This is a genomic window from Bacillus sp. H1a (assembly GCF_000633475.1).
GTDB lineage: Bacteria > Bacillota > Bacilli > Bacillales > Bacillaceae_G > Bacillus_A > Bacillus_A paramycoides.
The window spans coordinates 1-11,876 of the sequence record NZ_AYMH01000041.1; the positions used below are offsets into that span (position 1 = coordinate 1).

An 11,876-nucleotide genomic window follows, 5' to 3' on the forward strand; every position below is an offset into this window, starting at 1 on the left:
AAAGTCTTACCTATCGCAACTGTGGTAAAGGGTGATGACACTGGATAAACAGGAAAAGATAATGCCAATTGAAGAATGGGAAAAAGAAATACAAAAGAGCAGCTAGCAAAAACTAACTGCTCATCTCCAAGGGGGAATGGAGAAAATATAATGTTGCTTATGTTATTGACGGAATATTGAATTTCATGTAGTGTAGATTATATTTTACAAATTAGATTATGATAGTCGATATTCTCCATATTGACCAGAAAAGAACTAAAAATTCTAGTGAAATTCCAAGTGTTCTTTTCTTAGTTTTTTGAAATTCTTTTATCAAATAGCCAACAGCGCTAATCGCTATGTTAATGCGCGATGTTCCCTTATTCAACAATGAGATAATAAAATTTCACGTACCTAATGTAATATTAAAATTACAAATTCAGAAATAGGGGATTCCTTCATGGAGAAACAATTAACTTTATTACCAGCTATCGATAAAGAAACAGAAAAGAAGGTTCAGAAAGAAGTAGTAAGCATTTTAAAAGAGTACAGAGGATTAAAGATATGTTTTGAGAATGAAGCAGAGCAGCGACAAGAAGGAATCAGTTTATTCCCTGAAATTTGTGATACAAAGCGTGCTAATCAGATTAAATTAAAGCAGGTTGAAAAGGCACTAATGCACAGTTTGGATGAGGTAAAGATCATTGAGATGAAATACCTAAGCAATAAGAAGTTAAAAGACGACTTCATTTATAATGAGTTACTTATTAAGAAAGATGCATTTTACGCGAAGAAAAAGAATGTTATTAGATTGATCGCTACGGCATTAGGGATGATTTAATTTTTAAGAAAAGGAGAGTAAGAGAATGAACTATATGTATGTTATTTATACACTAGATACCTTTTCTAGAAAAAGTAATATAGCTATTGCTAAAACTGAAGATGATGCAAATAAAGCAATTATGGGATTGAGAGCAAACGGTATGAATGTTGGATATGACAAAGTAGAAATTTGGGGAACTGTAACACCAATCCAAAACTGAAAAACACCGAGAAAATCCCGACAAAATAGGGGATAAAAAGGGGGGATTTTGATGATGAAATCAACGGTATTCTTAATGTACAAGCTCTTTGAAAACCGCATAACGAAGAGGATTAGTAATCCTTAACGTATACCGCGGAAGGGCGGGCATGGGCGGTAAGAATCTCGCCGTAAGGGTGGGAAGATTCCCTTAAATGAATGATTAAAACAAATTAAGACATATTCCAGTGTGGCGGGTGTGAGATAACTCGCATTCGTCATGCTGTTTTATCATTCAGCTCGGAATGCGTCCTCTGGGTTGATAATAAATATAAGTCTATTTCTCTGTTAATGTCGGTTCTTGAAAATGGAAATGGGGTGGTTGTTCTTGATTGAATGAACATCGCGTTTCTAAAAAGAAATAATAAGAATAAACCACAATTGATTATTAGTAATCACTCACAAATTTTATTAATAACCAAATGTGAGCAGAGAGCTTCCGCTCTTTGTTTGAGCCAATGCGGCGGAACTCCCATCCGGAACCCCTCATACATTGGTTCAAACAGGGCGTCGGAAGAAACATATACGTCTTGGATATAAATCCTTTATAATTCGATATTGGCCAGCAAAGGTGAAAATGAAATTAAGTAGCTGAAGTATTGAGCCAGCTCTACGGAGTATAAACGAGAAGATTCTTAGTCTTCTCCCAGTCACCGAACGTAAAGCGCGTAGCTAATGAAAGCTAGAAAATTATATGATGCGGTGGCTTGGAGAAGGTTGAGAGTACTCAGCCTTAAATTGATTCATTTCGAAATTCCCCTTTCGTGAATGTTTCTCCCAGCCCCTTTTAAAGTTGTCACTTCGGTAATGATTTTTTATTTTATTTATATAAAAGGATAATTATGGTTTTTGTAGAATAAATAATTCGGGAGAGGTGAAGGAATAATGCTATATATAGAAATATCAGAAGAGTTATCGGTAGGGGGAATATATACCGAAAGGCAAATTTATGATTTGTTATACAACGCTGGTACTGAAATAACAATCTTATGTGATTCCGTATCAGAATTTGGTGAATCTGAAATAGAAAGATTCCAAGTGATGGGTAAGTATGAGATATTTATTCATAAAAATGAGAATCATTCATATCGTGTACCATCGAAAAAAACAATGGTTTATGTTATAGAGAAAATTTAGAAGTATCCATAACGGGTGCTTTTTCTTACGATTAGTCAACCTATATTTTTAGATTTTTAATGGACTGGATGTCACAAAATATAGGTATCCATTTTCATTCATGCCAAATACCCTTAACATGGATTCATTTTTTTACTAGGGGCGGATATGGTATGATGTATGAAACTATGATGTTAGGCTGCTAACCGATAATCATAGTGTATATTGTGTGTAATAAGGTGAAGGAGAAGTTTCAATAACTTATTTACACATGCAATGGACGCAACTTTATGACATTTGTTATAAAGTTGCGTTTTTAATTTATCGTAGTACTCTATAATGTGATTTCGTCCGTAACGCCGTAGTTTAATCATATTTTGGATGATTAGGAAAAGTAATTTCCGTAAATGTTTATTTCCACGTTTATTAATTTTATCTTTATAAAAAGTTTTACCTGATTGAAAGCGACGTATATCAATACCGGCATAGGCATTCAATTGCTTGTTATTCGTAAAACGAGTTATATCTCCTATTTCAGCCATTAAGCGTACAGCCGTATTTGGTCCAATTCCAGGAAGACTCAAAATGATACTATATTCTGCACGTTGTTCGGCTATAAATACCATCTTGTTAATACAACATTCCTTTTGTTGAAGTAGTTCTTGATAACGTTTTGCGTATACTTTGAGTTGATCACACAAGACATCATTTTGAGAAACAGCTGGATAGGAGTTTTTCGCTATTTCAAGTATTTGAATGGCTTTTTTCTCTGCCATAAGATTTGATATTTTTTTATTGGTATTAGCACGAATAAGATTTTTTATAATCGTTTTAGAAAGACTTAAAACACAATCTGGATGGGGGAATAGTTGAACAAAATTTAAGAATAGATCAGATTTACTCGTGAACATTTTTTCTAATTCAGGAAATGTTAATTGAATGACTTTATGCATACGACTACGAATCACTGATAATTCTCCATCTAGTTCGCTATAGAATCTCGAAAGAGATTTTAACTGATGGAATATGTGATTCGTTCCATGAGATACCCTTCGGGTAGCTGTAAAGTGGGTAAGAGCTAGGCGATGTGCATCACTTCGGTCCGTTTTATGAATCCGTAAGGAATCACATTGTAGTTTTGCTTCTAAGGGATTTAACAGACAATATGTATACTGATTATCTTGCATAAATCGTTCTAGCTGTCTAGAATAAATTCCTGTTGCCTCGAACACAATTTCAGGTAATTTACCAGTTTTCTTGGTAAGCTCATATATCTTTTTTTGTAGCTCTTTAAAGTCCGGCTTCAAATGTTGGATTTCCTTTTCAAAGATACATTGTTTTTGTGCATTATAAATTACCATATAACTTTTACCCATACTGATATCAAAAGCAATTACGTGTCTCATAAGATTCCTCCTGATGGAAAATTGAAGTCTTCATCTTACACTTATCGATTCCCATTTCTTATACACGATCTCGAGGACCAACATACTAAAAACTGATTCAAATAAGGTAAGTGAAGAAGGTCAGTTTTTTTACGGATTCAAAATCCCAAAGCACCCACGACCCTTTCTTCACTTCTACTATATAAAAAATAGTAGTGCGAACCAATGCCTTGGTCTGCACTACTAATCTTAGTATGTTTTCTTTGTCATATAGAATTTACACATTAAACGTGAATTTGAACAAAATGGACATTTGATTAGACAATCTTCCCCTTCCTTAAAATAACCTTAATTAAACTATAGGTTTAATAATATCTGGAAATTAAATGGTATAATTTTCTGAGATAACCCAAATAAAGTTTATTTTAGAAAAGGGGTAGGGGGAAAATGTTTCAGAAGCTCAAGTTTTATTTAATGAGTCTTTTAATTAGTTCAATGTTAGGCGGAATTATCATAGGTGCTAATTTCTTGGTCCATAACATCTATTATTTAGTTGTAGGCAAAGAATTTTATTTTAATATGTGGTCTTCCACTATCACATTTAGTATTGTATTTATTTCGAGTTTCGCGTATGCGTTAAAGAAGGGGCCAGATATATTAGTTAATGATTAAACTAATAGCAATTATCGTAGGCGCTGCCGTGATCTGGGTGGCGTCTTGTTTGTTGTTAATGAAAGATAACAAAACAAACGAACACAATTAGTGATAGTACAAGCTTTAGGTAATTAATGCTTGTACTAATTTAATAAGAATATATAGGGTTTGGAGTGAAAAGTAGATGTTTTCTATTGAATTAGGATGTTTTTGATTCTTATCTATATCGACTTTTAACTCTGTTCCTCTTGAAAATTTAAATTTTAATCTAAATTTCATATAAGTCACTCCTTCAGACAATCTCTGTATTTAATTAAACCATGTGAAAAATGCATTAGGAAAGATATACCCTAAAGACAGAGCATTGATTATATCGTAATCATTGTTAAATCAATGATTACGATATAAAAAATAGAAAAAATATTTCTACTTTTATATGTTCTAGATAACGTGAAATTTGAGCCAACGTGTAAAAGGATTAAACGTACTTTTTGATTTATGTAATATGAAAGTATAGCTTCCAGAATAAGTTTACGTGTCTCAAAAACAATGGATTTTGAGCAATTTGAAGGCATCGTTGAAGTAGACGAGACCTATTTTCTATACTCTGAAAAAGGTAGACGTGGAATTTCAGAACGCAAACCTCGAAGGCGTGGAGGAAAGTCGAAACATAGAGGGATTAGCCACGAACAAGTTTGTGTCCTTGTTGCCAGAGACCGTACAAAGGCTACTGTATCGAAGGTAGCCTGTTTGGGGCGAGTTGTGAAAACTAAGGTCGATAATATGATTGGCTCTAAGCTAACACCTGATAATGTCCTTGTTACTGATGCTTGGAGAGCCTACAAAACCTATGCAAAAGAAAAAGGCATCGAACATTACAGAATTAAATCCAACGATGGCAAACACGTTATAAAGGGCTTGTACCATATCCAAAATGTTAATGGTCTGCATTCCCGTATGAAACAATGGATAGACCGATTTAAAGGTGTAGCTACAAAATATCGGGATAACTACCTTTCTTGGTTCTTGTTTGTCGATAGTCGTAGTAATGAAAGCACTAAACATAATATTAAGGAATTTCTATTATTGTCGTTTGTATTTGAAATGTCAGATACTTATGAGAGTTTACGTTTATCTAAGTTTATCGTGTAATTGTTCATTCTTAGGCAAATAAAAAATGATTATCGTTCACCCCTTAAAATGGTGAAATCATATTTGGAGGCGGAATTGTGAAAAGATTTAGTATATTGTCAATAACCTTTATGGTTATAGGGCTATTATTATTCGGATTAAATTGGATAATAGTTGGCTATTCTGAACCAATTGTCCTTTTAGGCTTTATTTCTTCTTTAGTAGGAATTGTACTAAGTTTTATAGCAATTGCTAAACGGGAAGTGGGAACCATAAAATTCATATCACTTATTTCTTTCTTTGTTGTTATGTTTTTAATTACTTGGTTTGAACCATTTCAGGTTCTTCGTATTATTACTTGGCTAAAAAGTATCTCTTAATAGCGAAAATATAGGAATTAGTGGGAAACCTTTAAGTTTAGATTTTCCACTAATTTATTTAAAAATCAACATTAAAATTTAACAGAGCCTTATTTTATAAAGAAGTAACTCTAATGATTGCTTATTTATGGTAATATGAATGAAAAAAGATGGTGGATGAATGGCATTAGGATTAAGTTTAATTGTATTAGGAGTTTTAATTATCGGTATAACTACGTCCTATATAATAAGGAAAAATGAAGGTATAAGTTGGATAGAAGTACTTGTATTTCCTATAGGTTTAATTCTAAGTATGATACTCGGACACTTTGAGTTACCAGAGTTTTTAATATTAATAGGATTAGTATGTATTGTATTAGGTAGCCTTATGACAATGGGGACCAGTATTATTTAGAAAAATTAAGCGTAGAGAGCATCTAAATAGGATGCTTTTTTATTTTGCATAAAAAAAGGAACCATAGTAGGCTCCTTAATTCGATTCAGAAGTTGTGTAGTTTTTCTTGATGATATCTTTTATGTTGATAATTAAGGATATAAGGAATCCAGCAGCTAGGATGCCGTTTACCCAGTAATATGTATTCCCGGATGTAAATTTATTATAAAAGGAATCGACATTATAATATACTAAGCCTGCTGAAATGACGGTAGAGATTACTAATGTACCAAAACTTTTCATGATGCTCCCCCATAATTTTGAAATTTTTGACTTTTAATACAATTATACATTTAAATAAAGAGGTTTACAAAGGGATTACCATAAGGAGGAGTTATGACGAGTTACTTCCTATTTTATATTTGTAATGACACTGTTAGTTCCAGCTCTGTTGCGTCATTTATAACTATTTATAAAAGAAGCGGAAAGGAGGAGATTGGGTGAAGGGAATTTCCCTTTTATTATCTTAATAAAAAATATAGGGCAAAATTAAGTTTGGGTTAAAAATGCTATTGTATTTTAATTTTGCCCTGTTGCATAATTCATTATAACCACCTCCGATATATCGTCTGTCGATATTTCAAGTCGATTTTCCCATAAATGCAACAAATGTTACTTTAAAAATAAATATAGAGAGATCAATGGCATATATATTTTTGTCGTACATACTATCGATTTGTTTTGAAAATACACCATAAATAAATGTAGTCACCACAATTATATGTTAACCTTATATTACAAAATATAACAATTGTTGAAATTTCGGATGTTACAAATGTCATTTTATTTTTAATGTCTGATAAAAGCGATGCAATTAGGGGACAAAATATCGTGGTTGACTATGGATATACAATTGTATAAAAAAATCATCTTGTGGATTAAGGGTGCGGATAATGACTTTAATAATTAAAGATTTAACAAAGAAATTTGACGAACATGTTGCGGTTAATAGTTTGAATATTGAGATACCTAAAGGTGAAATATTTGGATTCTTGGGCGGGAATGGAGCTGGTAAAACTACTACATTTCGAATGATACTTGGGCTTTTATCAAAATCAAGCGGATCTATTTCATGGAATGGTAAACCTATAAATTATGATGTTACTGATAAGATTGGTTATTTACCAGAAGAACGAGGGCTTTATGCGAAAATGACTGTCAAAGAACAAGTTAACTTTTTTGCAAAATTGAAGAACATGAAAAGTAAAGATGCAGAAAAAGAACTTCAATATTGGCTGGAACGTTTTAATATATCAGAGCATCTGAACAAAAAAGTAGGAGAACTTTCAAAAGGGAATCAGCAAAAAATTCAGTTGATAACAGCAATTATACATAAGCCTGAACTTTTGATTTTAGATGAACCATTTAGTGGTTTAGATCCAGTAAATGTTGAAATGTTAAAAGAAGCTGTTCTTGATATGCAAAAACAAGGTTCGTCAATTCTTTTTAGTTCGCATCGTATGGAACATGTGGAAGAGTTATGCCAACACATTTGTATTATGCATAAAGGAGTACCTGTTGTTCAGGGTGACATTGCAAAAATTAAAAGTGATTTTGGTAAAAAGAATGTTGTAATCATTGGCGATCATGACTTTGATCATTTGAAAGAAATAGAAGGTGTAGAGAGTATTAAGAAACGTAAGAATGCAGTTACTCTTAAAATTACATCTGAAGAAGTTTCGCATGTTTTATTTAAAGAAATAACGAAGTTAGGGTATGTTAAAAAGTTTGCAGTGGAAGAGCCTACACTAAATGATATCTTTATTGCGAAAGTAGGTGCACAACATGAGTAGTTTCTGGACGATTTTTTTACAAAACTATAAATCTAAGGTGAAATCAAAATCATTTATTTCTCTTACAATAATAATTTCTATGTTAATTATAGGATTGATGAATATTGACAAGATTTATGACTTTTTTGTGGGGAATGAGGAAGAAAACGTTGTTGTTACAGAACAAGAAGAATTATATACAACAATTCATCAAGTGTTTAAAAATGTCGATAGTAAATTACATGTAAAACATAGTAAGGATAAACAAAAAGCAGAATCGGGCGTTAAAAACGGTGAATATAAATATGCTATAGTTGTAGAGGAATTGGATAATAAGCAGCTGAATGCTACTTATATAGCTGAGACAGATGTAAATCAGGCAGATGTTACAAAGGTTCAAACTATTTTATCTCAAATACAATCTTCTAATTTCGCCCAGCAATTGAATCTATCGCAAGATGATTTAAAGGTGTTAACTACGCCAGTAGAAATACATACCAAAACAGTTTCAGATAAGGTTAAAGGTGGAGAACATAAAGAGAGTGTAGCAATTTTAATTAATATCTTTATTATCTTTAATTATTTAATGATATTAATGTATGCTGCACAATTAGCTACAGATGTCGCAACTGAGAAATCTTCGCGTGTAATGGAGTTAGTTGTTTCAAGTATATCGCCAACAAAACATCTATATGCAAAGCTCTTTTCAACATTATTGGCTGGTATTACTCAAATAATAATTGGGGGCTTGATCGCATTTGTAGGGTATAAAACAGCAATTAAGGGATCGAAAAATGATATTTTAAATGGAATTGATTTAAATTCATTTGCTCCTACCTTAGTGGTTTATGGGATTATATTCTTCATATTAGGATTCTTATTATATGGCTCATTATCTTGTCTATTCGGCTCTATAATTAGTCGTATAGAGGAAGCTTCTCAAGCTGTTATGCCGCTGACAATTATGTTACTTGCTGCTTTGTATATCGCACTTTATGGGATTTCAAATCCAAGCAGCTCTTTAATTACTATTACTAGTTATATACCATTTTTCACTCCTATTGTTATGCTCGTATGAATTGGATTCCTGAATATCCCAGTTTGGGAAGTTGCTCTTGCACTAGCTATTCTATTAGCAACAATATTTATGATGATAGGTTTAACGGGGCGTGTTTACCGCGGAGGTGTATTATTATATGGTAAAGGTGCATTCAGTAATATAAAAAAGGCAATCAAGTTAGGAAAGTAATTGTTTGAAAAATATATTCAAAAAGATCTACATAGTTAATCTATGTAGATCTTTTTGTTCCAGTATGTATACAAATCCGTAGAAATGAATCTGCACATGTTTATTATTTGTAGACTAGTTGGTGGGACCGTAAAAACTATCGGCAAGGTAGTTGGCACTGTTGAAAATATTGAAAAAAAGCGAAAAAACTTGAGAAGACTGCAAAAACAATTAACTTCACAAAGTGTCCAACGGTTTTTGATGAGGTTACTAAGTACGTTAAAGAATTAATACGCTTTTTTCATAAAATGAACAAAGCCACCTATAAATAAAATAACAAAGCTACCAATTATAACAAATACTAATGTTTGAATAGAGATATAAAATAGCTGTGAGTCATCTTTAGGAAGCATAGCAAGAAATGGTTGAGCCCATGGGTAGAAAGGACCAAACCTTGCAGAATTTGCAATCATTAGAGCGGGTATAGAAGCTATAACATTTAAAGCAATCGGTGCTGCAAAGCTGGACCAGATGGTTGATACCCACAATTGTAAGGCGATTAAAGGTAGAGTAGCAATACAGCCCCCCGTAATACTTTTAATTATAGGAATGAGAGGGAACGGACCAGATAAATGCAAAAGTTGTCCAACACTAACATAGCTTATAATGAATAGAACTTGCACTGTACCTACAAATAAGAGAACAAAGAAAAATTTTATTATATAGGTGTGATACCTTGTTATCGGTTGTACCAAAAGTTGTTTCCATCCCCCGTTTGAATGTTCATATCGGCAAATAAATGCAGTGAAAATGCCTGTTAACAATGGTAAAAGTAGCATGCCGTGGATCGTTAACATGATAGTATAAACTAATTCCCAATGTTTATATTCAGGGTAGTTTGAGCCACTTGTATAGGCGACCCCTCCAGCTAAAATCGGACTTAAAAATAATAATATCCATATTTTTGTGTTTTTCATTTTATAAAATTCAGATTGCATAGTTTTAAGCCAAAGCATTATTTGTGCACATCCCTTCTAGTAAAATCCGCTGTTTCGATAATTAGTATACAGATACTTACAATCAATCCCATTGCTACACATAAAAGTGGGGGCCCCCAGTCAATACGTAGGCTTGGCCATCTCCATAGAAACCAATTAGGAAGAGATACTGAAAACATTGTGAGAATGGTCCCTAATAGGCCGGTTGTAAATGTGATACTTTGATTTTGAAATATGATGGCAATCCATAGTTGTAAAGCTACGATTGGTAGTGCTGACCAATAAGGATAGAAACTCATTTTAAATATAGAAAACCATGAAATTGCAGCATCGAATTGTAATGCTAAACCTAACCCAACCGTACCAATCAATAATAAAGAACAAGATATAGTGAGCAGGCAAAACACCAATATAAATTTTACTAAAAAAATATGTCCCTTCTTAATAGGTAAGGATAGAAGGTGTTTCCATGAACTAGAATGATGCTCTATATGAGCGATTAGAGAAGTAATAATGGTAGTACCTAATATAAGGGTTACTAGAGCAAGCGGTTGTGTCTCAGAAATAAGGCCACCCCATAAATTTTTCGCATATTTATTTGTCAACCAATCATAACGAAGAAAAAAGTTACATGCTTGAAGCGAAATAACACCTATTGGCCCTAAAAAGATTAAAAACCAAATCCATGTCCTCTTTATTTTTAAAAGCTCAGATTGAAAGAGGCGTTTGTACATGTGTCTCTTCCTCCTTTACAAGCTGTAAGAATATCTCTTCGAGTGATTTTTTATTTTCTTCAATTCTAAATATAGAAATGTTATGTGTTACAAGTGTTTTTACAATCTCTCCAACAGTCTCGTTTGATACATTTGATAGAATAATTCGCTTCTCCTCTTGCACGGAAGGAATCCCTTTAGCAAGAATTACTTTCCAAGCAGTATCTGGTTTGTCAGTCATAAGTGAAATAGAGTGCTGAGCATGATGTCGTAATATTTCTATTTTATCTTGAAAAATAAGCCTTCCTTTTGTGATGATCCCAACATAAGTTGCCATTTGATCAATTTCACTTAATAAGTGACTAGATATAAGAATGGTAATACCTCTTTCTTTCGCTAATTGTTTAATTAAAGTACGAATTTCATGAATCCCCTCTGGATCAAGTCCATTTGTCGGCTCATCTAAAATTAATAGCTGTGGATCGCCAAGTAAGGCAATTGCAATTCCTAACCGCTGTTTCATTCCTAATGAATATTCTTTTACTTTCTGTTTTGCAGCATGTTGTAGACCAACGATTTGCAGAACCTCTCCAATCTTTTCTTTCGGAACATTACGTAATATACGATAGACTTCTAAATTTTCAATAGCATTTAAGTGAGCATAATAAGATGGATTTTCAACAAGAGCTCCAATTTTAGATAATATGGATAAACGTTCTTTTGCTAAATCTTGTTGAAATATTGTGACACTCCCTTGCGACGGTTTTATAAGACCTAATAACATGCGAATGCTAGTTGTTTTACCAGCTCCGTTAGGCCCAAGAAATCCGTAAATCTCTCCTTTTGGAATTTTTAAATCTACGTTATGTACCACATAATCATTTCGATATTTTTTTGTTAACCCTGCCGTTTTTACAATATAATTCATATTCCTATCACCTCAAATCAAGTATAGAAAATAAAGGTTAATGATAAGGTTAGAAGAGTTTAAGATTTGTTTAAATTT

Annotated in this window: 14 protein-coding genes and 2 pseudogenes; 10 read left to right on the top strand and 6 right to left on the bottom strand. The window is 32.8% G+C overall.

The window, feature by feature from the left end; translation table 11 throughout:
* Positions 1-439 precede the first annotated feature (439 nt).
* From U860_RS0118225 to U860_RS0118235, 3 genes are all read left to right on the top strand, one after another.
* Positions 440-820 (top strand): ArpU family transcriptional regulator, encoded by a 381-nt coding sequence (locus U860_RS0118225; protein ID WP_025149640.1) that lies wholly within the window; start codon positions 440-442, stop codon positions 818-820.
* Positions 821-845: 25 nt separating this feature from the next.
* Positions 846-1,022, top strand: coding sequence for a hypothetical protein (locus tag U860_RS35660; protein WP_162791009.1), 177 nt, complete (start codon positions 846-848; stop codon positions 1,020-1,022).
* Between the two features lie 923 nt (positions 1,023-1,945).
* Positions 1,946-2,197, top strand: a complete 252-nt coding sequence (locus U860_RS0118235; protein WP_025149641.1) for a hypothetical protein — start codon at positions 1,946-1,948, stop codon at positions 2,195-2,197.
* 173 nt (positions 2,198-2,370) lie between these two features.
* Here U860_RS0118235 and U860_RS0118240 read toward each other — a convergent pair whose 3' ends face one another.
* On the bottom strand, positions 2,371-3,582 hold the full coding sequence (locus tag U860_RS0118240; protein ID WP_025149642.1) for an IS110 family transposase: 1,212 nt from the start codon (positions 3,580-3,582) through the stop codon (positions 2,371-2,373).
* Between the two features lie 426 nt (positions 3,583-4,008).
* On the opposite strand from U860_RS0118240, the gene U860_RS0118245 reads away from it, so the two are divergent.
* Positions 4,009-4,233: a hypothetical protein gene (locus U860_RS0118245; protein WP_025149643.1), complete on the top strand. Its 225-nt coding sequence runs from the start codon at positions 4,009-4,011 to the stop codon at positions 4,231-4,233.
* Positions 4,234-4,338: 105 nt separating this feature from the next.
* Here U860_RS0118245 and U860_RS35665 read toward each other — a convergent pair whose 3' ends face one another.
* Positions 4,339-4,494: a hypothetical protein gene (locus U860_RS35665; RefSeq protein WP_162791010.1), complete on the bottom strand. Its 156-nt coding sequence runs from the start codon at positions 4,492-4,494 to the stop codon at positions 4,339-4,341.
* A 270-nt stretch (positions 4,495-4,764) separates the two neighbouring features.
* On the opposite strand from U860_RS35665, the pseudogene U860_RS0118260 reads away from it, so the two are divergent.
* From U860_RS0118260 to U860_RS0118270, 3 genes and pseudogenes are all read left to right on the top strand, one after another.
* Positions 4,765-5,367 (top strand): annotated as a pseudogene (locus U860_RS0118260) (IS1595 family transposase); the annotation flags it as partial.
* Positions 5,368-5,444: 77 nt separating this feature from the next.
* The gene (locus U860_RS0118265) at positions 5,445-5,726 is read left to right on the top strand and encodes a hypothetical protein (protein ID WP_025149645.1); all 282 of its coding nucleotides are present in this window, start codon (positions 5,445-5,447) and stop codon (positions 5,724-5,726) included.
* A gap of 160 nt (positions 5,727-5,886) precedes the next feature.
* On the top strand, positions 5,887-6,120 hold the full coding sequence (locus U860_RS0118270) for a hypothetical protein (protein ID WP_025149646.1): 234 nt from the start codon (positions 5,887-5,889) through the stop codon (positions 6,118-6,120).
* Between the two features lie 75 nt (positions 6,121-6,195).
* Here the strand turns inward: U860_RS0118270 and U860_RS0118275 are convergent, their stop codons facing one another.
* A complete protein-coding gene (locus tag U860_RS0118275; RefSeq protein ID WP_000834523.1) occupies positions 6,196-6,402 on the bottom strand; it encodes a hypothetical protein in 207 nt (68 codons plus the stop codon).
* Between the two features lie 549 nt (positions 6,403-6,951).
* Between U860_RS0118275 and U860_RS36505 the strand changes: the two genes are divergently transcribed.
* The 3 genes and pseudogenes from U860_RS36505 (at position 6,952) to U860_RS31690 (ending at position 9,180) form a co-directional block, all read left to right on the top strand.
* Positions 6,952-7,020, top strand: coding sequence for a hypothetical protein (locus U860_RS36505; protein WP_131232464.1), 69 nt, complete (start codon positions 6,952-6,954; stop codon positions 7,018-7,020).
* 32 nt (positions 7,021-7,052) lie between these two features.
* Positions 7,053-7,952, top strand: a complete 900-nt coding sequence (locus tag U860_RS0118280) for an ABC transporter ATP-binding protein (RefSeq protein WP_025149647.1) — start codon at positions 7,053-7,055, stop codon at positions 7,950-7,952.
* A pseudogene (locus U860_RS31690) lies at positions 7,945-9,180 on the top strand (ABC transporter permease). The gene U860_RS0118280 and the pseudogene U860_RS31690 overlap by 8 nt, the downstream one beginning before the upstream one ends.
* A 266-nt stretch (positions 9,181-9,446) precedes the next feature.
* Here U860_RS31690 and U860_RS0118290 read toward each other — a convergent pair.
* Genes U860_RS0118290 through U860_RS0118300 form a run of 3 tightly spaced genes read right to left on the bottom strand, consistent with a single transcriptional unit; the run spans position 9,447 to position 11,798 of the window.
* Positions 9,447-10,175 carry an ABC transporter permease gene (locus U860_RS0118290; protein ID WP_025149648.1) on the bottom strand — a complete coding sequence of 243 codons (729 nt, stop codon included), beginning with the start codon at positions 10,173-10,175 and terminating at the stop codon, positions 9,447-9,449.
* Positions 10,175-10,891 (bottom strand): ABC transporter permease, encoded by a 717-nt coding sequence (locus U860_RS0118295; protein ID WP_025149649.1) that lies wholly within the window; start codon positions 10,889-10,891, stop codon positions 10,175-10,177. Before U860_RS0118295 ends, U860_RS0118290 begins: the two co-directional genes overlap by 1 nt.
* The gene (locus U860_RS0118300) at positions 10,866-11,798 is read right to left on the bottom strand and encodes an ABC transporter ATP-binding protein (RefSeq protein ID WP_025149650.1); all 933 of its coding nucleotides are present in this window, start codon (positions 11,796-11,798) and stop codon (positions 10,866-10,868) included. Before U860_RS0118300 ends, U860_RS0118295 begins: the two co-directional genes overlap by 26 nt.
* Positions 11,799-11,876: the final 78 nt, after the last annotated feature.